This window comes from Dactylosporangium sp. NPDC051087, from assembly GCF_055586325.1.
Genome location: NZ_JBVJIJ010000010.1, coordinates 55460 through 78233 on the forward strand (window position 1 = coordinate 55460; position 22774 = coordinate 78233).

General features: G+C 71.7%; 21 protein-coding genes and 1 pseudogene. 12 read left to right on the forward strand and 10 right to left on the reverse strand.

Translation table 11 applies throughout. The features are described 5' to 3' along the window. Window positions 1-116 precede the first annotated feature (116 nt). From ACZ6TV_RS20170 to ACZ6TV_RS20205, 8 genes are all read left to right on the forward strand, one after another. Entirely contained in the window at window positions 117-842 is a 726-nt protein-coding gene (locus ACZ6TV_RS20170) for a helix-turn-helix transcriptional regulator (RefSeq protein ID WP_465298725.1), read from the forward strand. After that, window positions 839-2245 (forward strand): Fe-S cluster assembly protein SufB, encoded by a 1407-nt coding sequence (sufB, locus tag ACZ6TV_RS20175; protein ID WP_465298726.1) that lies wholly within the window; start codon window positions 839-841, stop codon window positions 2243-2245. Before ACZ6TV_RS20170 ends, sufB begins: the two co-directional genes overlap by 4 nt. 82 nt (window positions 2246-2327) lie before the next feature. Next, window positions 2328-3470, forward strand: coding sequence for a Fe-S cluster assembly protein SufD (sufD, locus tag ACZ6TV_RS20180; RefSeq protein WP_465298727.1), 1143 nt, complete (start codon window positions 2328-2330; stop codon window positions 3468-3470). Continuing rightward, on the forward strand, window positions 3467-3793 hold the full coding sequence (locus ACZ6TV_RS20185; protein WP_465298728.1) for a non-heme iron oxygenase ferredoxin subunit: 327 nt from the start codon (window positions 3467-3469) through the stop codon (window positions 3791-3793). Before sufD ends, ACZ6TV_RS20185 begins: the two co-directional genes overlap by 4 nt. Beyond that, the gene (sufC, locus tag ACZ6TV_RS20190; protein WP_465298729.1) at window positions 3790-4569 is read left to right on the forward strand and encodes a Fe-S cluster assembly ATPase SufC; all 780 of its coding nucleotides are present in this window, start codon (window positions 3790-3792) and stop codon (window positions 4567-4569) included. Before ACZ6TV_RS20185 ends, sufC begins: the two co-directional genes overlap by 4 nt. A gap of 7 nt (window positions 4570-4576) precedes the next feature. Continuing rightward, window positions 4577-5824, forward strand: coding sequence for a cysteine desulfurase (locus ACZ6TV_RS20195; protein ID WP_465298730.1), 1248 nt, complete (start codon window positions 4577-4579; stop codon window positions 5822-5824). Next, window positions 5821-6282 carry a Fe-S cluster assembly sulfur transfer protein SufU gene (gene sufU, locus ACZ6TV_RS20200; protein ID WP_465298731.1) on the forward strand — a complete coding sequence of 154 codons (462 nt, stop codon included), beginning with the start codon at window positions 5821-5823 and terminating at the stop codon, window positions 6280-6282. Before ACZ6TV_RS20195 ends, sufU begins: the two co-directional genes overlap by 4 nt. Beyond that, window positions 6198-6605 (forward strand): metal-sulfur cluster assembly factor, encoded by a 408-nt coding sequence (locus tag ACZ6TV_RS20205; protein WP_465298732.1) that lies wholly within the window; start codon window positions 6198-6200, stop codon window positions 6603-6605. The genes sufU and ACZ6TV_RS20205 overlap by 85 nt, the downstream gene beginning before the upstream one ends. Here the strand turns inward: ACZ6TV_RS20205 and ACZ6TV_RS20210 are convergent. The 5 genes from ACZ6TV_RS20210 to ypfJ all read right to left on the reverse strand — a co-directional run bounded on the left by ACZ6TV_RS20210 (window position 6602) and on the right by ypfJ (window position 10008). Then, the gene (locus ACZ6TV_RS20210; RefSeq protein ID WP_465298733.1) at window positions 6602-7153 is read right to left on the reverse strand and encodes a permease-like cell division protein FtsX; all 552 of its coding nucleotides are present in this window, start codon (window positions 7151-7153) and stop codon (window positions 6602-6604) included. The two genes, ACZ6TV_RS20205 and ACZ6TV_RS20210, sit on opposite strands and share 4 nt — an antisense overlap. Then, complete coding sequence (locus ACZ6TV_RS20215) at window positions 7150-7638, reverse strand: RNA polymerase sigma factor (RefSeq protein WP_465298734.1); 489 nt, start codon at window positions 7636-7638, stop codon at window positions 7150-7152. The genes ACZ6TV_RS20210 and ACZ6TV_RS20215 overlap by 4 nt, the downstream gene beginning before the upstream one ends. A 30-nt stretch (window positions 7639-7668) precedes the next feature. Continuing rightward, the gene (locus tag ACZ6TV_RS20220; RefSeq protein ID WP_465298735.1) at window positions 7669-8292 is read right to left on the reverse strand and encodes a LysE family transporter; all 624 of its coding nucleotides are present in this window, start codon (window positions 8290-8292) and stop codon (window positions 7669-7671) included. A 103-nt stretch (window positions 8293-8395) separates the two neighbouring features. After that, on the reverse strand, window positions 8396-9055 hold the full coding sequence (locus ACZ6TV_RS20225) for a DNA alkylation repair protein (RefSeq protein WP_465298736.1): 660 nt from the start codon (window positions 9053-9055) through the stop codon (window positions 8396-8398). A 2-nt stretch (window positions 9056-9057) separates the two neighbouring features. Further along, on the reverse strand, window positions 9058-10008 hold the full coding sequence (gene ypfJ, locus ACZ6TV_RS20230) for a KPN_02809 family neutral zinc metallopeptidase (RefSeq protein ID WP_465298737.1): 951 nt from the start codon (window positions 10006-10008) through the stop codon (window positions 9058-9060). Between the two features lie 214 nt (window positions 10009-10222). On the opposite strand from ypfJ, the gene ACZ6TV_RS20235 reads away from it, so the two are divergent. Continuing rightward, window positions 10223-11821 carry an ABC-F family ATP-binding cassette domain-containing protein gene (locus tag ACZ6TV_RS20235; protein ID WP_465298738.1) on the forward strand — a complete coding sequence of 533 codons (1599 nt, stop codon included), beginning with the start codon at window positions 10223-10225 and terminating at the stop codon, window positions 11819-11821. 4 nt (window positions 11822-11825) lie between these two features. On the opposite strand, the gene ACZ6TV_RS20240 is transcribed toward ACZ6TV_RS20235, so the two are convergent. Then, the gene (locus tag ACZ6TV_RS20240) at window positions 11826-12575 is read right to left on the reverse strand and encodes a hypothetical protein (RefSeq protein WP_465298739.1); all 750 of its coding nucleotides are present in this window, start codon (window positions 12573-12575) and stop codon (window positions 11826-11828) included. Between the two features lie 714 nt (window positions 12576-13289). Between ACZ6TV_RS20240 and ACZ6TV_RS20245 the strand changes: the two genes are divergently transcribed. Genes ACZ6TV_RS20245 through ACZ6TV_RS20255 form a run of 3 tightly spaced genes read left to right on the forward strand, consistent with a single transcriptional unit; the run spans window position 13290 to window position 16222 of the window. Beyond that, window positions 13290-13514 carry a helix-turn-helix domain-containing protein gene (locus ACZ6TV_RS20245; RefSeq protein WP_033359767.1) on the forward strand — a complete coding sequence of 75 codons (225 nt, stop codon included), beginning with the start codon at window positions 13290-13292 and terminating at the stop codon, window positions 13512-13514. A gap of 11 nt (window positions 13515-13525) precedes the next feature. Beyond that, the gene (locus tag ACZ6TV_RS20250; RefSeq protein WP_465298740.1) at window positions 13526-14251 is read left to right on the forward strand and encodes an enoyl-CoA hydratase/isomerase family protein; all 726 of its coding nucleotides are present in this window, start codon (window positions 13526-13528) and stop codon (window positions 14249-14251) included. A 57-nt stretch (window positions 14252-14308) separates the two neighbouring features. Further along, window positions 14309-16222: an ABC transporter ATP-binding protein gene (locus ACZ6TV_RS20255; RefSeq protein ID WP_465298741.1), complete on the forward strand. Its 1914-nt coding sequence runs from the start codon at window positions 14309-14311 to the stop codon at window positions 16220-16222. 1171 nt (window positions 16223-17393) lie between these two features. Here the strand turns inward: ACZ6TV_RS20255 and ACZ6TV_RS20260 are convergent. From ACZ6TV_RS20260 to ACZ6TV_RS20275, 4 genes and pseudogenes are all read right to left on the reverse strand, one after another. Then, window positions 17394-17622, reverse strand: a pseudogene (locus tag ACZ6TV_RS20260) (ABC transporter ATP-binding protein); the annotation flags it as partial. 1042 nt (window positions 17623-18664) lie between these two features. Next, complete coding sequence (locus ACZ6TV_RS20265) at window positions 18665-19438, reverse strand: caspase family protein (RefSeq protein WP_465298742.1); 774 nt, start codon at window positions 19436-19438, stop codon at window positions 18665-18667. A gap of 63 nt (window positions 19439-19501) precedes the next feature. Beyond that, on the reverse strand, window positions 19502-22195 hold the full coding sequence (locus tag ACZ6TV_RS20270) for a CHAT domain-containing protein (RefSeq protein WP_465298743.1): 2694 nt from the start codon (window positions 22193-22195) through the stop codon (window positions 19502-19504). A gap of 80 nt (window positions 22196-22275) precedes the next feature. Beyond that, the gene (locus tag ACZ6TV_RS20275; RefSeq protein ID WP_465298744.1) at window positions 22276-22773 is read right to left on the reverse strand and encodes a hypothetical protein; all 498 of its coding nucleotides are present in this window, start codon (window positions 22771-22773) and stop codon (window positions 22276-22278) included. Between the last annotated feature and the right edge of the window lies 1 nt (window position 22774).

Consider the following 22774-nt stretch of genomic DNA (forward strand, 5'->3'; position numbering starts at 1 on the left):
GCGCGGCTACATATGGCACCGGCGGTGGGTTTAGTAAGGAGAGGCTTACCTTTCGTGCGTTGGATCACCCGGAGGGCGGTTTGCCTGCGACAGGTGAATTACGTAACGTTGGTGTTGTGAAAAACGCGGAGGTGGCGCAGAGCTCTGCCGTCGCTGACGCGTGCCCGCCGCTCGATGTGCGCACCCGTGACCGGGTCACGGAGCTGCTGTTGCAGCAGGGGTCCGCGACAGCGACCGAGCTGGGGCTCGCCCTCGGGCTGAGTGCCGCCGGGATCCGCCGGCACCTCGACGCCATGCTGGCGGAGGGCCTGGTGGAGAGCCGGGAGCGGCCCGAGCGGGGCAGGCGCGGCCGGGGACGGCCGGCGAAGGTCTTCACGCTGACCGCCGCGGCCCGCGAGACGCTGCCGCACACCTATGACGACCTGGCCACGTCCGCGCTGCGGTGGATCGCCGAGCACCACGGCGAGTCCGCGGTGGCCGCGTTCGCGATGGCGCAGGTCGCCGGGCTCGAGGAGCGCTGCAAGGCGGCCATGGCCGAGGCCGGCGACGACCCCCTGGCCAGGGCCGAGGCGCTCGCCAAGGCGCTGACCGCCGAGGGCTACGCTGCCGGCGCGACGACCATCGCCACCGGCGGGCAGCTGTGCCAGCACCACTGCCCGGTGGCGCACGTCGCCGCCGAGTTCTCCCAGCTGTGCGAGGCCGAGACCCAGGTCATCTCGCGCCTGGTCGGCACGCACGTCCAGCGGCTCGCGACCATCGCCAACGGCGATGGCATCTGCACCACGCACATTCCGGCGCCGATCTCCGGCGCTCGTCCCGATAGGCAAAGGAACGTGAGATGACCACTGCCGATCAGCTGGCCGGCCTCGGCCGGTACGAGTACGGCTGGGCCGACTCGGACAGCGCGGGCGCGGCTGCGCGCCGAGGGCTCAACGAGGACGTCGTGCGCGACATCTCGGCGAAGAAGAACGAGCCCCAGTGGATGCTCGACCTTCGTCTCAAGGGCCTGCGCCTGTTCGACCGCAAGCCGATGCCGGCCTGGGGCGCGGACCTGTCGCACATCGACTTCGACAACATCAAGTATTTCGTCCGCTCGACCGAGAAGCAGGCGGCGAGCTGGGAAGACCTTCCCGACGACATCAAGGCGACCTACGACAAGCTCGGCATCCCCGAGGCGGAGAAGCAGCGCCTCGTCGCCGGCGTCGCCGCGCAGTACGAGTCCGAGGTCGTCTACCACAAGATCCGTGAGGACCTCGAGGAGCAGGGCGTCGTCTTCCTGGACACGGACACCGCGCTGCGCGAGCACGAGGACGTGTTCAAGGAGTATTTCGGCACCGTGATCCCGGTCGGCGACAACAAGTTCGCCGCGCTCAACACCTCGGTGTGGTCCGGTGGCAGCTTCATCTACGTGCCCAAGGGCGTGAAGGTGGAGATCCCGCTGCAGGCCTACTTCCGGATCAACACCGAGAACATGGGCCAGTTCGAGCGGACGCTGATCATCGTCGACGAGGACGCCTACGTCCACTACGTCGAGGGCTGCACCGCGCCGATCTACTCCTCCGACTCGCTGCACTCCGCGGTCGTGGAGATCGTCGTGAAGAAGGGCGCCCGCTGCCGCTACACCACGATCCAGAACTGGTCGACCAACGTCTACAACCTGGTCACCAAGCGCGCCGTGTGCCACGAGGGCGCGACCATGGAGTGGATCGACGGCAACCTCGGCTCCAAGGTCACCATGAAGTACCCGGCGGTCTACATGCTCGGCGAGCACGCCAAGGGTGAGGTCCTTTCGGTCGCGATGGCCGGCGAGGGCCAGCACCAGGACGCGGGCGCCAAGATGGTGCACGCCGCGCCGCACACCTCCTCGACCATCGTGTCGAAGTCGATCGCCCGTGGCGGCGGCCGCACCTCCTACCGGGGCCTGGTCCAGGTCATGGAGGGCTCGCACCACTCCCGCTCAACGGTGAAGTGCGACGCGCTGCTCGTCGACACGATCTCCCGCTCCGACACGTATCCGTACGTCGACATCCGTGAGGACGACGTGTCGATGGGGCACGAGGCGACGGTCTCGAAGATCAGCGACGACCAGCTGTTCTACCTGATGTCCCGCGGCCTCACCGAGGACGAGGCGATGGCGATGATCGTGCGCGGCTTCATCGAGCCGATCGCCAAGGAACTTCCCATGGAGTATGCGTTGGAGCTCAACCGGCTCATCGAGCTGCAGATGGAGGGCGCTGTCGGATGAGCGGCCAGCGAAGCGGCTCGGGCCGCTCATCGTGTGTCAGTTTCGGCTCAGGCCGACGCCGGAGCGCAGCGGAGGTGGCGGAATGAGCGCTCCCGTACTGGTTCCGCCGAAGACCCGCGCGCAGCAGGTCCGCTCGTTCGACGTCGCCGACTTCCCCGCCCTCACCGGGCGGGAGGAGGAGTGGCGCTTCACCCCGCTCAAGCGGCTGCGCGGCCTCGCGACCGAGGACGCGACGACCGGTGCCACCGCGCCCAAGGTCGAGGCCGGTGACCTGCCCGAGGGCGTCACCGTCGCGACCGTCGACCGCAGCGACGCGCGGGTCGGCTCGGCGCTGACCCCGTTCGACCGGATCAGCGCCCTCGCGGCCGGCGCGGCGACCGAGGCGCTGCTGGTGTCCGTCGCGCCCAGTGCCGTGCCGGAGACCGCCGCCGTGGTGCGGCTCGTCGGCTCGACCACGGAGGTGGCGTTCGGCCACACCGTCGTCGAGGTCGGCCGGCTCGCCGAGGCGACCGTCGTGCTGGAGCAGGTCGGCACGGTCACCCTCGCCGACAACGTCGAGGTGATCGTCGGCGACGCGGCCCGGCTCACGCTGGTCACCGTCACCGACTGGGACGCCGACGCCGTCCAGGCGCAGCACGTCCGCTTCCGGCTCGGCCGCGACGCGAAGGTCACGCACATCCAGGTGACCCTCGGCGGCGACGTCGTGCGGCAGTACACCAGCGTCGACTACACCGGCCGGGGCGGCGAGATCGACGCGTTCGGGCTCTACTTCGCCGACGCCGGGCAGCACCTGGAGCACCGCCTCCTGGTCGACCACTCGGTGCCGGACTGCCGCAGCTACGTGGCGTACCGTGGCGCGCTGCAGGGCCAGGACTCGCACACGGTGTGGGTCGGCGACGTGCTGATCCGCGCCGAGGCGACCGGCACCGACACGTATGAGATCAACCGCAACCTGGTGCTGACCGACGGGGCGCGCGCCGACTCGGTGCCCAACCTGGAGATCGAGACCGGCGAGGTCGCCGGCGCCGGGCACGCCAGCGCCACCGGCCGTTTCGACGACGAGCAGCTGTTCTACCTGATGTCCCGGGGCATCCCGGACGACCAGGCGCGCAAGCTCGTGGTCCGGGGCTTCTTCGGCGAGCTGCTGCACAAGATCCCGGTCGAGTCGCTGCGTGACCGGCTCGGCGAGGCCATCGAGGCGCGTCTCGAGGCGGCCGGCGCGTGATCAAGGTGTGTGCGGCCGCGGACGTGGCCAAGGGGACGGTGCAGCAGTTCGACGTGGAGGGCACCGAGGTCGCCCTCGTCCACGCCGACGACGACAACTTCTACGCCGTCTACGACGAGTGCTCGCACGCCGCGGTCGCGCTGTCGGAGGGCGAGGTCGACGGCTGCACCCTGGAGTGCTGGCTGCACGGCTCGCGCTTCGACCTGCGCACCGGCGAGCCGAGCGGCCTGCCGGCGACCGAGCCGGTCCCGGTCTACCCCGTCGAGATCCGCGACGGCGACGTCTACATCGACTTGAATCCCAGTAACGGAGTGACGAAGTGAGCACGCTGGAGATCAGCAACCTGCAGGTGTCGGTGAAGCTGCCCGACGGTGAGCTGAAGCCGATCCTCGCCGGGGTCGATCTGACCGTCCGGGCGGGGGAGACCCACGCCATCATGGGCCCCAACGGCTCCGGCAAGTCCACCCTGGCGTATTCCATCGCCGGCCACCCGCGCTACGAGGTCACCGGCGGCTCGGTGACCCTCGACGGCCAGGACGTCCTGGCGATGACGGTCGACGAGCGGGCCCGTGCCGGGCTGTTCCTCGCCATGCAGTATCCGGTCGAGGTGCCGGGCGTGTCGGTCGCCAACTTCCTGCGCACCGCGAAGACCGCGATCGACGGCGAGGCGCCGAAGCTGCGCACCTGGGCCGGCGAGCTGCGCGGCGCCATGGAGAAGCTGCAGATGGACCCGGCGTTCGCCCAGCGCAACGTCAACGAGGGTTTCTCCGGCGGTGAGAAGAAGCGCCACGAGATCATGCAGCTGGAGCTGCTCAAGCCGAAGATCGCGGTGCTCGACGAGACCGACTCCGGCCTCGACATCGACGCCCTGCGCATCGTCAGCGAGGGCGTCAACCGGGTCCGCGAGAGCGGCGACACCGGGCTGCTGCTCATCACGCACTACACGCGGATCCTGCGCTACATCAAGCCCGACTTCGTGCACGTGTTCGTCGGCGGGCGGATCGTCGAAGAGGGCGGGCCGGAGCTCGCCGAGCAGCTCGAGGCCGAAGGCTACGAGCGCTACCTGGCCGGTGCGGGACCGGCGACGCACCACGCTTAGGGGAATCATGAACGCGCTGGATGTCGACGCCGTACGGAAGGACTTCCCGATCCTCGATCGGGAAGTCAACGGCAAACCTCTCGTCTACCTCGACTCCGGGAACACGTCGCAGAAGCCTCGCCAGGTGATCGACGCGGTCCGGGAGCACTATGAGCTGCACAACGCCAATGTCGCCCGGTCCGTGCACACGCTCGGCACCGAGGCGACCGAGGCGTTCGAGGGTGCCCGCGAGAAGGTCGCCGCGTTCGTCGGCGCCGGCACCGCCGCCGAGATCGTCTTCACGAAGAACTCGACCGAGGCGATCAACCTCGTCGCGCACGCCTTCACGGCGCGCGCCGACGACCCGCGCCTGCGGATCGGGCCCGGTGACGAGATCGTCATCACCGAGATGGAGCACCACTCCAACATCGTGCCGTGGCAGCTGCTCGCGCAGCGCACCGGCGCGACGCTGCGCTGGTTCGGCCTCACCGACGAGGGCCGGCTCGACCTGTCCCGGCTGGACGAGCTGATCAACGAGCGCACGAAGCTCGTCTCGGTGGTGCACTACTCCAACATCCTCGGCACGATCAACCCCGTCGACGTCATCGTCGCCCGGGCCCGGCAGGTCGGCGCGCTGGTGCTGCTGGACGGCTCCCAGTCGGTGCCGCACATCCCGGTCGACGTGACCGCGCTCGGCGCCGACTTCGTCGCGTTCACCGGCCACAAGATGCTCGGCCCGACCGGCATCGGCGGGCTCTGGGGCCGCTTTGAGCTGCTCGACGCCATGCCCCCGTTCCTCGGCGGCGGGTCGATGATCGAGACGGTCGCGATGACCGGCTCGACGTTCATGCCCCCGCCCGCCCGCTTCGAGGCCGGCACCCCGCCGATCGCCGAGGCGGTCGGTCTCGGCGCGGCCGTCGACTACCTGAGCGCCGTCGGCATGGACGCGATCCAGGCGTACGAGAAGCAGCTCACCGCATATGCCCTCGACGCCCTCGCGGCGACGCCGGACGTGCGGGTCATCGGCCCGGCCGACAACACCGACCGGGGCGCGACGATCTCCTTCACCGTCGAGGGGATCCACCCGCACGACGTCGGGCAGATCCTCGACGACGAGGGCGTGCAGGTCCGCGTCGGGCACCACTGCGCGCGGCCGACCTGCGTACGCTTCGGCGTGCCGGCGACCACGCGGGCGTCGTTCTACCTGTACACCACGACCGGCGAGATCGACGCGCTGGTCCGCGGTCTGGAGCGGGTGCGGAAGGTCTTCGCGTGAAGCTCGACCAGCTCTACCAGGAGATCATCCTGGATCACTACAAGCGGCCGCACGGCCGTGGCCTGCGCGAGCCGTTCGACGCGGAGGCGCACCACGTCAACCCGACCTGCGGCGACGAGGTGACGCTGCGGGTGTCGGTCGACGGCGGCACCGTCAAGGACGTCTCCTACGAGGGCATCGGCTGCTCGATCAGCCAGGCCTCCGCGAGCATCCTGCACGAGCTGCTCACCGGCGGCAGCGTGGAGGAGTCGCTGCGCCGGCACGAGGCGTTCACGGAGCTCATGGGCGGCCGTGGCCAGGTCGAGCCGGACGAGGCGGTGCTGGAGGACGCGGTCGCGTTCGCCGGCGTCGCGAAGTACCCGGCCCGGGTGAAGTGCGCGTTGCTGCCGTGGATGGCGTACAAGGACGCGCTCAGCCGGGCCGTCGTTGTCGAGGATCAGGACGAGGAGAAGGCATGACCGCGGTGCTCGCCGACATCGAAGAGGCGATGAAGGACGTCGTCGACCCCGAGCTGGGGATCAACGTCGTCGACCTGGGCCTCGTGTACGGCATCCACGTCGACGAGGAGAACGTCGCGACCCTCGACATGACGCTGACGTCCGCGGCCTGCCCGCTGACCGACGTCATCGAGGACCAGACCCGCCAGGCGCTGTGCACCGGACCCGGCGGCGGACTGGTCAGCGACATCCGGATCAACTGGGTGTGGCTGCCGCCGTGGGGCCCGGACAAGATCAGTGACGAGGGCCGCGACCAGCTACGGGCCCTCGGCTTCAACGTCTAACGGGACTGGGTCCGGCACCGCATCTGGCAGATGTAGTCGGAGATTCCTTCGACGTCGTGCAACCGCTGCTCGACGGTGTCGGACTGGGCCTTCCCGGCGACCCTGAAGCGGAAGGACGCCGTGATCGAGTCCGTGCGGACCGCAGCGACGAGCTCCGGCGCGTCGCTGAACCGCTTCTTGAACTCCTCCCAGGACGCGTCCTTGCTCAGGTAGACCAGGCAGTAGACCTCGGGGGAGTCGCGCAGCACCCGCTCCAGCCGCTCCTCCTGCTCGGCCGTGATGTCGACCTTGAAGAAGACCGACACGTCGGCGCCGGGCCGGTCGCAACCCCCGGCGGCCACCTGCTGCGCCGGGTCGTCGCCCGGGGCCAGCCGCCACGCGCCGGCGCCGCCGGCCAGGACGACCGCGAGGGCCGCCGTTCCGGCGAGGACCTTGCGGCGCCGTTTGCGGGCCGCGCCGGCGCGGACCGCGGCCACCCCCTCGGGCCTGATGGTGTCATGGGCGATCTCGTACTCCGCGCGGAGCGCGTCGCGCAGTTCGTGTGTCATCGGCGTACCTCTCGGAAGTCGTCCAGGGTTCCCGCGAGGGACTGCCGGGCCCGGTACAGCCAGGTGCGCACCGTGCCCTCCCGGACCCGGCACAGCTCGGCGATCTCCGCCACCGGCAACCCCACCAGGTAGTGCAGGACCACGGCCCGGCGTTGACCGTCGGGAAGCGCGGCGAGCGCGTCGCGGATCGCCACGCCGTGCTCGCTGGGGCCATGCACCACCTCCGTCCTGGTGGAGCGCTGGTGCCGCAGCGCGACCCGCAGCCGGCGCAGCCGCGACGTGGCGAGGTTCCATGCCACCCGGCGGATCCAGGTGGCGGGCTCCTCGTAGCGGCTGATCCGGTCCCAGCGTTGCCAGGCGCGCGTGAACGCCTCCTGGGTCAGGTCCCGCGCCTCGTCCGGGTCGCCGAGGTACACGCTCAGCTGCGCGGCGATCTGCCGGAACTGCAGCGCGTAACACTCGGCGAAGCCATCGGCATCCCTCATGCACACATCACGCGCGGACCCAGGCGAAGGTCACACGACAAGAACGACGGCGAGGGCGGCGATCACCGCGCTGGAGGTCAGCGCCGTCCACAGCCTGCCGCGCGGGCCGGTGAGGACCTTGCCGAGCAGGGTGCCGCCGCCGGCGATCAGCAGCTGCCAGCTCGCCGACGCCACGAACGCCGCCGCGACCCAGACCACCTCGCCGGCCGCGGACAGCCCGTCGTCGGCGCGCCGGCCGAGGACGAGCGCGCCGAAGTAGACGATCGTCGCCGGGTTGAGCAGGGTCAGGCCGAGCAGCGCGAAATACGCGCCGGCCGGGCGGGTCATCCTGCCGTCGGCGGCCCGCTCGCGCCCGGCGTCGTCGCGGTGCCGCAGCGCGTCGGTGGCGGTCTTGAGCGCGAGCACCACCAGTACACCCGCGGCGATCCAACGCAGGGGAGCGGCGATCGGTGCGATGAGCCCCGCGAGGGCCGCGCCGCCGAGGACCGCGACGACGGCGTAGATCCCGTCGGCGGTGGCCACCCCCATCGCGGCGGCGGCGCCGGTGCGCCAGCCGGTGCGGGCGGCGAGACCGGCGATCAGTGCGCCGATCGCGCCCACCGGGACCGCGACCCCGTAGCCGGCGAGCAGCCCCTCCAGGACCACCGCGCTCACGGCTGCTGCTTGCGGCTCGCTTCCGTCAGGGGGCCGGCCTGTCGCATGGTCCCTTCGCCGGTTCCGGCGGGGACTGGGATCAGGTGTCGGCTCATGGCGTGCATCATGCGTCCGGGGCCGCTTCGCCGCGACCGATATTCTTCAGCGCCTCGCGCCTGGACAGCCCCGACAGGTCCGGATTCGCCGCGACGAAGGCGCGGACGGCGTCCGGGTCGGTCTTCGCATACTCGCGCAGGGCCCAGCCGATGGCCTTGCGGATGAAGAAGTCCTTGTGGTCGCGGTGTCTGCTGATGTACGAGAAGAGCCTGCCGGGGTCGGTCGCGTCGCGGTAGCGCAGCTGATGCAGGATCGCGGTCCGCGCCACCCACAGGTCGGGGTCCTCGATCCACGCGTCCATCGGGGTCTGGTCGTGGCGCACGACCGGCCCGACGACGTTGGCGGCGAGGGCGTCGACGGTGTCCCACCAGGACCTGGTGGTGACGAGGGTGCGCAGGACCGGCAGCGGGTCCTCGAGCTTCCCGGCGTGCCTGGCGAGCAGGTCGCAGGCGAAGTACTGGAACTCCCGCTCGGGCAGCGCCCAGCACTGCCGCGCCAGGCGCAGCGGGTCGCTCGCGTCGAGGAACGGCCTCGACAGCTCCCGCCGGGCCGTGCTCTGGATGCCGAGGAAGTCGAACTGGTCGCGCATGTAGGCGCGCATCGCCGCGGCCTTACCGGGATCCTGGTGGGCCCGGTAGACCGCGGCGAGGTGGTCGATCAGGGTCACCCCTACAGATTGCTGGTGCTGAAGGTGTCGCAGTTCTTCGGGTCGCCCTTGTCGAAGCCTACCTTGAACCACTTGCTGCGCTGCGCGGACGTGCCGTGGGTGAAGCCGTCGGGGTTGACGCCGCCACCGGACTTCTTCTGGATCGTGTCGTCGCCGATCGCCTCGGCCGCCTCGATGGCCTCGTCGATGTCCTGCTGCGTGATCGAGGTGAAGAGGACGGCGTCGCCCTCCTTGTCCTTGGTCTCCGTCGCGTGGAACGCCCAGGCGCCGGCGTAGCAGTCGGCCTGCAGCTCCAGGCGCACCGAACCCGAGGTGGGGCCGGTGTCGCCCTGCTGGACCTTCGCGTTGGTGCCGAGCAGGTTCTGGATGTGGTGGCCGTACTCGTGGGCGATGACATACGGCGCGGCGAACTCGCCCTTGGCGCCGAAGCGGCTGGACAGCTCGTTGTAGAACGTGAGGTCGATGTAGACCTGGCTGTCCGCCGGGCAGTAGAACGGGCCGACGCCGGAGTCCGCCTGGCCGCAGCCGGTGTTGACGGCACCGTTGAAGAAGTTCGTCTTGGCCTGCTGGTACTGCTTGCCGAACACCTCCGGCAGCGCGGTCTTCCAGTACGCCTGGACGGAGTTGATGTAGAGCACGTTGCGGCAGTCGGCGTCGTTGAAGCGGTCCTTGTTGGACTTGTCGCACCGCTTGTCGATGTCGCTGTTGTCGGCCTGCTGGTCGCCGCCGCCACCGCCGCCGAGCATGCCGCTGCCGAAGAGGCCACCGCCGCCGCAGACCACCAGCGCCAGGACGATCAGCGTGATGATGAGGCCCATCTTGCCGCCACCGCCGCCCGGGATCGGGATGGGGATGCCGCCGAGGCCGCCACCGCCACCGCCGCCACCACTGGTCGACCCGCGCCGGTCGTTGACCTGGCTGGTGTCGAGATCGGCATCGTCGTTGAACTCCATGGCACACCTCTTTTTACGGGGGCGGGATCGACCGGTGTCTGCTCCGAGCGGTACCCGATGATCTTGTGACGTAATCGTGTGGCGGTGTCGGCCGGCGCGCACGGTAGGATATGCGGGTGACTTGCGCGCCTCGCACTCAGAGGGAGTGACCCCCGGTCCAGCACCAGGAGTCTGTCCATCTTTCCCTTGAATATTGCGAGAGCGAGTCCTTCCTGTGATCACGACCACGGGTCTTGAGCTGCGCGCGGGCGCGCGCATCCTCCTCAGCGACATCAACCTGCGCATCCAGCCCGGCGACCGCATCGGTCTCGTCGGCCGCAACGGCGCGGGCAAGACCACCACCCTCAAGGTCCTCGCGGGTGAAGGCACCCCGCACGCGGGCTCGGTGGACAGCCGCGGCCCGGTCGGCTACCTGCCGCAGGACCCGCGCACCGGCGACCTGGAGGTGACCGCCCGCGACCGCGTCCTTTCCGCGCGCGGGCTGGACACCATCTATGCCGAGATGAAGGCCCTCGAGGAGCGGCTCGGCGACGACGAGCGGCTGATCCGGCGGTACGGTCAGCTCGAGGACCAGTTCGCCGGCCTGGGCGGTTACGCGGCCGAGGCCGAGGCCGCCCGCATCTGCGCCAACCTGGGCCTGCCCGACCGGGTCCTCGCGCAGACCATCGGCACCCTGTCCGGCGGCCAGCGGCGCCGCATCGAGCTGGCCCGCATCCTGTTCCGCGACGCGGCGGCGACCGGCGGCGGCATCCTGCTGCTCGACGAGCCGACCAACCACCTCGACTCCGACTCCATCGCCTGGCTGCGCACCTTCCTGTCCAGCCACAAGGGCGGCCTGGTCGTGATCTCCCACGACGTGGAGATGCTCGACGCGATCGTCAACAAGGTGTGGTATCTCGACGCCAACCGCGCCACGATCGACTTCTACAACCTGAGCTGGAAGCTGTACCAGCAGCAGCGCGAGACCGACGAGAAGCGCCGCAAGCGCGAGCGGGCCAACGCGGAGAAGAAGGCCGGCGCGCTCATGGCGCAGGCCGACAAGATGCGGGCCAAGGCCACCAAGACCGTCGCCGCGCAGAACATGGCCCGCCGCGCCGAGCGGATGCTCGGTGACCTCGAAGAGGTCCGGGTCTCCGACAGGGTGGCGAAGGTCCGCTTCCCCAACCCGAAGCCGTGCGGCAAGACCCCGCTGACGGCGTCGGGGCTGTCGAAGACCTACGGGTCGCTCGAGATCTTCGTGGACGTCGACGTGGCCGTCGACCGCGGCTCCAGGGTCGCGATCCTGGGGCTCAACGGCGCCGGCAAGACCACGCTGCTGCGGATGCTCGCCGGCGAGCTGGAGCCCGACACCGGCGAGGTGCACGCCGGGCACGGCCTGCAGCGCGGGTATTACGCCCAGGAGCACGAGCAGCTCGACGTCGACCGGACGATCCTGGAGCTGATGCGCTCCGCCGCCCCGGACCAGAACGACACGGAGCTGCGCAAGATCCTCGGCGCGTTCCTGTTCACCGGCGACGACGTCGACAAGCCCGCCGGGGTCCTGTCCGGCGGGGAGAAGACCCGGCTCGCCCTGGCGACCCTGGTCTGCTCCGGCGCCAACGTGCTGCTGCTCGACGAGCCGACCAACAACCTCGACCCGATCAGCCGCGAGCAGGTCCTGGACGCGATCGCCCGCTACCCCGGGGCGATCGTGCTGGTCACGCACGACCCGGGTGCGGTGACCGCGCTCAAGCCGGACCGCGCGATCCTCCTGCCGGACGGCGTGGAGGACGCGTGGAGCGACGACCTCCTGGAGCTCGTGGAACTCGCCTGAGGTCCTACCAGGGCGTGATCAGCAAGGCTTCGATGACGATCGCGAGGGCTGCCCCCACCGCTGTGAGCAGCAGCGGGGTCGGGGGCAGCTCGCCGCCGGGCTTCTCGGGCGCGACGGCGGCGACCGTGAGCCAGGGGAAGAACGGCAGCCAGGCGTGCTCGACCCCGCCCCTGGCCAGGCCCGCCGCGATCGAGAACACCACGGCCGCCCCCGCGCCGACCAGGAACGGCCAGGCGGCCGTGTTGCGCACCTTGCGGGCGCTGGCGACGATCGCCGGGCCGGTCGCCAGGAGCAGCACGACGACGCTGATCGCGCTCCACCACAGCACCGACCGGTAGGGCGCGACCCGGCTCGCGTAGTCGGTCTCCGCGGCGACCAGGCCGTCGGCCCAGCCGAAGCCGAGCAGCTGCGCCCCGAGCACGGGCACGAGCGCGCCGACGCCCGTCACGACGTTGAGGAACGCCCTGCGCCTGGCGAAGTAGATGAACACGATCGACAGGCCCAGCCACGGCGCGGAGTACGAGAACAGGGCGGCGACGCCGATGAGCAGGCCCGCCGCCAGCGCCCACACCGCCTTCTTCCGGACCTTGGTGCGGCTCGCCCGCAGGCCGGCCACGATCGCGGCCGCGCCGAGGGTCGCCACCAGGCCGTCGAGGCTCACGGCCACCCAGATCGCGTACGGGGCGAGGACGAGCACCGGCAGGTACCGCCGTGCGGCCGCCTCGCCGACCGAGTCGCGTACCGCCGACAGCACCAACGGAATCGTCAGCGCCGATAGAGCGGTGATCAGGAATCCGAGGACCACGTGGTTGTCGACACCGATTCGGTCGGCCAGCCACAAAAACAACACCGGGCCCGGCGGATGCCCCCTGGAGGCGACCGAGTGGTTGGCCGCGTCGGCCGTGAAATGTCTGAGGTATGCGAGGGGATCGGCACCGACCCGCCTAACGTCACCCAGATATTCCTCCGGTGAACCCAGGGCTTTCGTAAGACCCGACCAGCCATCGACAAGCGCCAAAGCGATAGCCCACGTGAGGCCGGCGGTGTACCCGAATAGCTGAATTTTTCGCCAAGATCGTCGCTGGAGGGCGTCATGTGACGCAGACCACAGTACCGCCGCGGCGACCAGTGGGGCGAGCACACTGCCCGGTCCGACCCTGATCTTGTACCTGCCGAGGAAGGGGGCGCTCGCGGTGCCCAGACGGGCGTCGAGCTGCACCGCGAGCGCGGCGAGCGCGAGCCCTAGCAGGCCGAGGGCAACCCAACGGAGCGCATCGCGACGCTCACGATGCGCAGTCCAGGGTTGGCCGGTGGGGGGTTCGCTCATCACGGCGCATCACGGTATCGGGTAGGCGACAATGCTGTGCGTGTCGGTTGGCGTGCCGTCGATATCTAGCGCATGATCGTTCGAGGCGGTCTAATAGGTGGGACCGCACCAACCGCTCTGTCTGGGACGTGAGGGATCAGCATGGCAGCCACCGCCACCACCAGCACCGAGAAGGGTCGCCGGATCGTCGGCGCCGAAAGGCAGACGCTGGCGAAGGACCTCGTGAAGCGGTACACCAACGGTGAGAGTATCCGCGCGCTCGCCGCTTCCACCGGTCGTTCCTATGGATTCGTGCACCGGGTGCTGACCGAATCTGGCGTTCAGCTTCGTCAGCGTGGCGGTGCCCGGCGCCGCAAGAAGGCGTGAACGCCGCTCCCATGTCGGGAGAAGTGCGTTTCGACGTCGACGGGCCGGTCGCGACGGTGACGTTGGACCGGCCCGAGGTCCTCAACGCGCAGACCCCCGCGTTGTGGGCCGACCTCCGGACGTTCGGCCGGTCACTGCCGGGCGACGTGCGGGTGGTCGTCGTGCGCGGCTCCGGTCGGGCCTTCTCAGCCGGGCTCGACACCTCGGTCGCCGCGACGATCCTCGGCGGCGTCTCCGAAGCGCAGATCGCGCAGTACCAGGAGGCGTTCGCCTGGCTGCGACAGCCGTCACTCATCTCGATCGCGGCGGTCCACGGCCACGCCATCGGTGCCGGCTTCCAGCTCGCCCTCGCCTGCGACTTCCGGGTCGCGGCCGAGGACGTCAAGTTCTGCATGGCCGAGGTCTCGCTCGGGCTCGTCCCGGACCTCGGCGGCACGAAGCGGCTCGTCGAGCTGGTCGGTTACGCGCGGGCACTGGAGCTGTGCGTCACCGGCCGGCGCGTCCTCGCCGCGGAGGCGTCGCAGATCGGCCTCGCCAACGTGGTGGTGCCGGCCGCGTCGCTGTCCGACGCGGTGTCGGACCTGACGGCCGCGGTGCTCGCCGGCTCCCGGGACGCGGTCGTGGAGATCAAGGCCCTGATCGCGGCGGCCGGTGGGCACACCTTCGCCGAGCAGGAGGCCGTCGAGCGGGCCGCGCAGGTGCGCCGGATCCAGGATCTGGCGGGCCTCGGCGAATAACTTGTCGTACCCCCCGGGCATGCTTGGGCTTCAGGTTTCCGACCGGGGGGTGCTTCGATGACGCCGAGCGGCATGGCGGGCTGGGAGACGCTGCGCGCCCTGCGCAAGGCCGACGAGCTGGCCGGCAAGCGCCTGGCCCGCGGCACGGGCAAGCGGATCCTCGCCTTCGCCCGGCCCTATCGCGGTGACATCAGCGTCTTCCTGGTCACCGTCGTGCTCGGCGCGGGCATCGGCGTCGCCACGCCATATCTCGCGGGCGACGTCATCAACAAGATCAACGCCGGCGGGCCCGACGCCGGCACGGCCGTCGTGCGGGTCGCGCTGCTCATCGGCGCGCTCGCCGTCGCCGACGCGCTGCTGTCGCTGGTCCAGCGGTGGTATTCGGCCCGCATCGGCGAGGGCATCATCCTGTCGCTGCGCACCCAGGTCTACGGTCACGTGCAGCACATGCCGCTGCAGTTCTTCACCCGCACCCAGACCGGCGCGCTGGTCAGCCGGCTCAACAACGACGTCCAGGGCGCCCAGCGCGCGTTCACCTCGACCCTGTCCGGCGTCGTCAGCAACGTCATCCAGCTCGTCCTCACCGCCGCCGTGATGCTCACCCTGTCCTGGCAGGTGACCCTGCTGTCGCTGGTCATGCTGCCGGTCTTCATCCTCCCGGCGCGCCGCGTCGGCCGGCGGCTCGCCGCGATCACCCGCGAGGCCTATCAGCTCGACGCCACCATGAATGCCACGATGACCGAGCGCTTCGGCGTCGCCGGTGCCCTGCTCGTCAAGCTGTTCGGCCGCCCCGAGACCGAGGCGGCCCGCTTCGCCGACCGGGCCGGCCGGGTCCGCGACATCGGCATCCAGTCCGCGATGTACAGCCGCGTGTTCTTCGTCAGCATGCTCCTCGTCGCGTCCCTCGCCCAGGCACTGACCTACGGGCTCGGCGGCTGGTTCGCCGTCCACGGCCGCATCACCGCCGGCACCGTCGTGACCCTCGCGCTGCTGCTCACCCGGCTCTATGGCCCGCTGACCGCGCTGTCCAACGTCCGGGTCGACGTGATGAGCGCCCTCGTCTCCTTCGAGCGCGTCTTCGAGGTCCTCGACCTCGCTCCGGGCATCGCCGAGCGCCCCGACGCCCGCCCCCTGCCGCCCGGCGCCGCGAAGGTCGAGTTCCGCGACGTCCGCTTCCGCTACCCGAGCGCCGCCGAGGTCTCCCTCGCGTCCCTGGAAGACGTCTCGTCGCTGGACCGCACCGTCACCGACGAGGTCCTCAAGGGCATCTCGTTCACCGTCGAGCCGGGCCAGATGGTCGCCCTCGTCGGCCCCTCGGGCGCCGGCAAGTCCACCACCGCCATGCTCCTCCCGCGCGTCTACGACACCACCGGCGGCGCCGTCCTCGTCGGCGACGTCGACGTCCGCGCCGCCACCCTGCAGTCCCTGCGCGACACCATCGGCGTCGTCACCCAGGACTCGCACCTCTTCCACGAGACCATCGCCGACAACCTGCGCTACGCGAAGCCCGGCGCCACCGACGCCGAGCTCTGGACCGCCCTGCGCCGCGCCCAGGTCGCCACTCTCGTCGAGTCCCTCCCCGACGGCCTCGAGACCGTCGTCGGCGAGCGCGGCTACCGCTTCTCCGGCGGCGAGAAGCAACGCATCGCCATCGCCCGCCTCCTGCTCCGCGCCCCCTCCATCGTCATCCTCGACGAGGCCACCGCCCACCTCGACTCCGAGTCCGAAGCCGCCGTCCAGCGGGCACTCGCCGAGGCGCTCACCGGCCGCACCGCCCTCGTCATCGCCCACCGCCTCTCCACCATCCGCGCCGCCGACCAGATCCTCGTCCTCGACGCCGGCCACATCGTCGAGCAAGGCACCCACGACACCCTGATCACGTCGGGCGGGCTGTATGCGGAGCTGTACCGGACCCAGTTCGCCCTGTCCGACACCCCACCCGCCAACCCCGTGCCAACCGCGATCCCGTAACCCCGCCGCCACCGTCTCTCCGCGCGGCCTCCGCCTCCGGCACTCCTCGCGGCCCCTTCAGGCGAGCCTCATGCCTTTTCCGATGGACCTCGCGCCGGTTGGGTGGGCCCGGTGCCGTTTTGGGTGGACCTGGTGCGGTCCGGGGGCTGGGTGTCGTGCGTGCCTGGTGCCGTCGGGGCCTGGTGGCGTCTGGTGAGACCGTGCCGTCCGGGGGCCTGGTGCCGTCCGATGGGCTGTGTGGCTTCCGGCGGGCCTGGTGCCGTTCGGTGGGTCTGGTGCCGTTCGATGAACCTCGTATCGTCCGGTGGACCTGGTGCGGTCCGGGGCTGGTGCCGTCCGGGCTTAGTGACGTCGGGGCTGGTGCCGTCCGGGCGGGCCTGGTGCCGTCTCGTCGGGGCTGGTGCCGTCCGGGCGGGCCTGGTGCCGTCTCGGCGGGGCTGGTGCCGTCTCGGCGGGTCTGGTGCCATTCAATGAACCTTGTATCGTCCGGTGACCTGGTGCGGTCCGGGGCTGGGTGCCGTGTGGGCTTGGTGACGACGGGGCTGGTGGTGTCCGGTGAGCCCGTGCCGTCCGGTGGGCCTGGTTCCGTCGGGTGGGCCGTGTGGCTTCCGGCGGGCTTCGTGCAGTTCGATGGACCTCGTATCGTCCGGTGGACCTGGTGCGGTCCGGGGCCGGGTGCCGTCCGGGTTCGGTGACGTCGGGGCCTGGTGGCGTCCGGTGAGACCGTGCCGTCCGGTGGTCCTCGTGTCTTCCGATGGACCTCGTGCCGTCCGGCCCGACCGGTCCGTGCTTCCCGATGGGCCATAGAGCCTGGTGAGCAGCGGGCGCGAGGGTCACGACGGTGCCGTCGGTGATGCAGCCGTGGCCGGGTGAAGCTGAGAGGCGGTGCGGGGCGGAGCGCCGAATGCTGCCGGGCCGCCGTGACTGCGCCCGCCGGGCGGGGGTGGGCGTCGAATGCTGCCGGGCCGCGTGACCGGGTCCGCCACCGCCTTGCATGCCGCCGCCGGGTTCGCCGGGGTCGCCGGGCCGACGCCGGGTTCGCCGGGGTCGCCGGGCCGACGCCGGGGGCGCCGGGGCGGCTGGAGCCCGGGACGTTCTGGTCGGAATGTGGGCGCCCGGGGAGACCGGAGGCGAGACGTTGCACGTCTGCGTCGGGGAGCCGTGGGCGGCCGGCGAGATGGGGAACGCGCCGGGCGGTGATGCGGCCGTGGACGGCGAACCAGCCGCCGAGCCCGTAGGTCAGTGCCTGGGCGAGGGACGCGACGAGGAGCATGCTGACGAAGAACACGCGGCTGTACATCGCGGACCCGGCCGGCCCGGTCGGCGAAGCGGGCGGCCTCGGTCTCGGGGCGGCCGAACAGCTTGACGAGCAGGGCACCGGCGACGCTGATGGTGCCCGTGGGCTGCCTTTGTCGCCCGTCATGGGCTGAGTCAGGGGTGCTTCGGACCTCTGTCCCCGCTGGGCGGGGTCGGCCCCGCACCCCTTCCTCCGTCTCTGACCGGCTGCCGACCGCCTTGGTCTGCCTGTCGCCAGGCTCCGGACCGGAGCCCGAACGGCCAGCAGCTCGACCAGATTCCCGTCTTGCCGGTCGCGGCTGACGCTGTCCGTGGCCGGGGAATTCTCCACTTCGCCCCGGGTCCGGGCAGGCGTGCCGTCGGCGCTGCTTCCGGCCGCTCGGCGTGATCCGCTCTGCGCTTGTAGCCGGCGCTGCTGGACCTGTCGTGGGTCGTGCGTTCGCCCGCCTACGGCTCTGGTCGTCTGCTGGCTCGTCCTCGTCGGTCGCGGGCTTCGGCCGGTCGCGGACTCGCCTCGGCCCGTCGTGGCCTCGGTGCCCGATGCGGCTCGCCGGGGCTCTCCGCCCAGGAAGGCGCTGCCCTGCCCGCCCGCAAGTGTTGCCGTGGTCCGGTATCGCCAGTGACGAGCGACGCCCGCCGCCGGCTCCGCCGGATGTGCCGACGCTCATGCCAGGTCCGCCGGGTTCCGCTTGCCGCCGTGAGATCCGCGGGCGGCTGGGCACCGCTGTCACAGCACCGGCCGCCATGGACACCGCTGCGCCCGTTGCGGACACCAATCCAGTAGTCGGGCGTCGTCGCGGTACGCCCGCAAAGTCACGGTCCCGTAGGTGCTCAGTGAGGTCGTCGCCGCATGTTGCCGCCCGTGCGAAATTTCGCTTTCTCCGCGTTTCGGGTGTTGTCCGGACTTTCCCGAACCCTGGGTCATGGTCGTCCCGGGGCCCCTATCGAGCCGGACCCGGGACGGGCGGCCGTCGGGAGGCTCCATGCCCAGGGAGTGGGAAGGAGTGCGGGAACGGTGTCCCGTGCGATTGGCCGACACCGCAGGACGTCGACGCTGGTCAATGCGCACTCAAAGGTGGCAAACGGGCGGAATGGTATTCGGGAATGTGTTGTACGTCACTGCCTTTGCTGGACGGAAAGGAGCGGTCAGGCGAGCACCGGCCAGGTGTGCTGTGCCGCGCTCGCCTGCAGGGCGGGGGTCTGCGGGTAGTTCTGGCTCGGCAGCTGCGCCCTGATCGCCCTGAGCCAGTCCCGGTACGTGGCGCCGGGCGGCAGGCCGGCGAGGGCGGCCAGCGCCACGTACGTGAACGCGCCGTTGGGGCGGCCCGCGAACGTGGCGTCGTACGAGTACTCGGTGTCCCGGCACGCGGCCAGCAGCAGCGCGGACGAGCGGGGACGCGAGCCGCGGAACCGGGCGGCACCGCCGGGCGACCCGGCCGGCAGGAACGACGACGGCGCCAGGAAGCGGCTCGAGCAGCGGCCGTCGCCCAGCGGGCGGCTCAGCCGGGTCAGGGTCCCCGAGTGGCACGAGTCGGAGATGAGCACGGTGCGTACGCCCGGCGCGGCGGTGGTGAACAGCGTGAAGAGCTCGTCGTCGAGCAGTGGGCCGTTGGCGGCGATGTCGTGCGGGCAGATCGCCTCGTCGCGGTGGTCGGGTTCGTCGCCGTCGAGGTCGGGGACCCAGGTGCCGTGGCCCGAGTACGTGATGACCACGGCGTCGCCGGCCGAGGTGCGGCTGAGCAGGTCGGTGATGCCGGTGCGGATCGCGAGGCCCGAGGCGGCGCTGTCGAGCAGTGTGCGGACCTCGAAGCCGCGGGCGGCCAGCGCCGCCGTCCAGTCCGCGGCGTCGTTGCGGCAGCCGTAGAGGTCGTTCGAGACGCCCGGGTAGTCGTTGATGCCGACGCAGAGCGCGAGTTTCATGATGTACCCCCGTGAATCGATGAAGCCTTCTGTGATGAAGGCGTCACGGAGCGCTGGAAAGGTTCAGCCGGCGCCGAAGCAGACGAACGGCGTCGCCTCCGGCAGGTCGGCCAGGGCGCGGGCCGGGGACACCCCGAGCGCCACGGCGCGGTGGTAGTGCGCCATGACCGCGGGGCCCAGCTCGTCGGGGATGCGGGCGACGCTTGCCACGACGTTGGCGGTCCCGGCGTGCAGCAGCGCCGCGGTGAAGCCGACGAGCTCGTCGCCGGCGCGGACGACCGCCCGGCCGACGTCGCACGCGGAGAGGACGACCTGGCCGGGGGCGGTGCCGAGGCGCTGCAGCTCGTACGCCAGCAACGGCCCGTCGCCGAGCTCCAGCCTGGAGAACAGGACGTTCTGCGTGTCGTGGTGGCCGTGCGCGGCGACGTGGACGACCGGCGCGCCGTCCATCCCGGCCAGGACGGTGGTCGCGGTGGCGGCGGCGCCGCGCAGGACCCGGCCGTCCGGGTAGAGGGCGGCGATCGCGGCGATCTCGGCGTCGGCGTGCACGAGATCGGGGCCGGCCACCAGCAGCGGCGCGCCCGTCGCGGCAGACCCCGCGGAGGACGCTGCGCGGGCGGCGAGCCACACCGAGGCGGACGGCGCCACCGTCACGGGCCGCCCCCGCAGGCTGGGCAGGAGCCCCCAGGGCAGCACGGCGAGCTGTCTGGTCGGCACGATGACGACGTCGCGGGTGCCGAGCGCGGCCAGTACCGGAGCGATCAAAGCGTGATCGAGGGTCGCGGCCTGCCGGTCGGCGCTGGCCCGGACCACCGCCGCGAGTTTCGGTGGCAGCCGCCGGTCGGCGGCGGTGTCGAGGTCGCTGAGGAGCCGGCGGACGGCCTCGGCCACCGGGGCGTACGCGCCGAGCTCCACCGACGTGACCGCCCCACCGGCGAGGACGAGCGCGTGCAGCCGGTCGTGGCGGATCAGGTAGCTGACCATGCAGCGATCGGCGCGGGCGAGCTCGGCGGTCACCTCGGCGTCGGTGGCGGCGCCGTGGCCCTCCTCGGTGTCGCCGGCCCACCAGCCCTGCCGGCGGATGGTCTGCTCGAGCTCGCCGCACCGGGCCCGCAGCTGCGGCTCGGCCCGGCCTTCGAGCTCGGCGAGCCGGACCGCCCGCCGCAGCTGCCGCAGCTCCGCGAGCGCCTCCGCGATCTGCGGGTCCTGCGGCGGCAGGACGGACCGGATCCGGAACGACTGCGCCCGGGACCGCTCCGACCAGTTGAAGACGAGGTTCGGCGGCCCGAGCGACCAGGAGATGTCCAGCCCGCACGCGCCGAGGTCGGCCCCCAGCGACGCCACGCTGCTCTGCAGCTCGAGGCTCCCGAACCGCCGCCGGTGCTCCTGCAGCGTCGCGAGTCCCTCCCGCAGCTCGTCGAGCGCCGCCCGGAGCCGCCCATCGGCCCGGTGCAGCTCGGCGCGGGTGAGCCGGTGCAGCAGCCGCAGGTCGAGCGGGACGTCGGCACGCAGCGGCCGCCGCGCGGGAGCCCGCTGCTCGCCCGACGGGAGGTCACCGGCCGCGACCCTGGCCCGCAACGCCAGCAGCTCCGCACTGCCCGCATCGTGCCGCAGCCCGAGGTCCCGCAACGCCCCCGCCAGCCGCGCCGCCCGCCGCTCGACGCCCAGCAGCCTCCGACGATTTTCCTTTCGCGGCAGGTGTACGACCACCGCCCGCCCCCCGTCCCCGGCCGCCGCACCGCCACCGCCGGCCGTTGCGCCCCGACCGGCCCCGGCGCGATCGCCCGCACCCGGACCGGGTCGAGCGGTCGCGGCAGGATCGTCGCGACCGGCGGTGGAGCCGACGACGACCGCGCCGGACCCGGCGGTGGCCAGGTCGACGCGGACCTGGAGCAGCGCGGCGAGGGCGGCCCAGGCGCGGTTGCGGCGGCGGGTGAAGCGGGCCCTGGCGCGGGCGCTCCACAGGGCCGCGGCCTTCAGGTCGCCGCTGCCGAGGGCGGCCTGGGCGCGGGCGAGCTCGGCCTCGCCGAGGTCCTGGCTGAGGCGGTGGCGTTTGAGCAGCTCGATGGCGTGGTCGAGCTCTTCGGCGGCGGTGGTGTCGAGGCCGGCGCCGAGCAGGGCGCGGCTGCGGTCGAGCACCGAGATGGCGAGGAACCCGTCGGCGCCGAGGCGGCGCAGGGCGTCGGCGGCCGTGTCGAAGGTCTGCAGTGCCGCGGGGACGTCGCCGCCGGCGAGGGCGCAGTAGCCGAGGTTGTGCTCGACCTTAGCGGCGAGCAGGTCGAGGCCGTGGGTGCCGGCGAGGTCCCGGCACTGGCGCAGGTCGGCGCGGGCGAGCCGGACCCGGCCGGCGGTGAGGTGCACGACGCCGCGGTTGAGCAGGGTGCGGGCGAGGACGGCCGGCTCGCCGTGCTCCTGCAGGACGGGGACGGCGACGTCGAGGAGCTTCAGCGCGGCGTCGATCTCGCCGACGCGGAGCAGGAGCAGGCCGCGCTGCTGCAGGACCGTGCCGACGTCGGTCAGGTCGGCGAGGGTCTCGGCCCGGTCGAGCAGCTCGAGGCCGCGCTCGGTGCGGCCCTGCTCGGCCTCGGCGTGCGCGAGCGTCAGCAGGAGGCGGGCGGCGAGGCCGGGCGTGGACGGCTCGGTGCCCGGCCAGCCGAGCAGCCGCAGGGCCTCGGTGGCGCGCCGTGCCGCGGTCGCGGGGTGCCCGGCGGCCCCGGCCCGGACCGCGGAGCGGTGCAGCCGCACGACCCGCGCCACCAGTCGCGCCGGGTCGGTCGCGGACGTGCGTGTGGCCCGCGCGGGTTCGCGCGGGTCGGCCGGAATGGGTGGTTTCTCGGCTATACGACGAACGATGGCGTCACCACCGTCCGGGCGCCATCGGCCTCTTGGTCGGTCGTGGGGTGGACGCGGATCTGCACCTCGCCGCGGGTGACGCGCTGGGCGGCGAAGCGGCCGCCCTCGTCGGTGTCCATCGTCTGGGGGCCGTCGACGGTGCGCAGCTCGATGCGGCAGGGCGACGGCGGGGCGAGCCAGCCGTCGAGGCGGACGGTGCCGTTGGTGCCGGCGGTCCACTCGACCATGATCGTGAGGCTGGCGGACTCGAACGTGGCGCGGGTCGTCTCCTCGTCGCCGCGCACCCCCGCCAGGGCGCCGGCGGGGGGCTCCGGGACGTACCGGCAGATCTCGATGTTGAAGCCGGTCACGCTGAGGGAGAAGAGCAGGTCGGCGGGGACGGGGTCGACCCGGCCGGCGACGCGGCGCAGGTCGGCCAGCAGCGCGTCGTCGGCACGGTCCTGAGCGGCGTCGCCGGGGAGGTCCTGGGCTGAGGAGTCCATC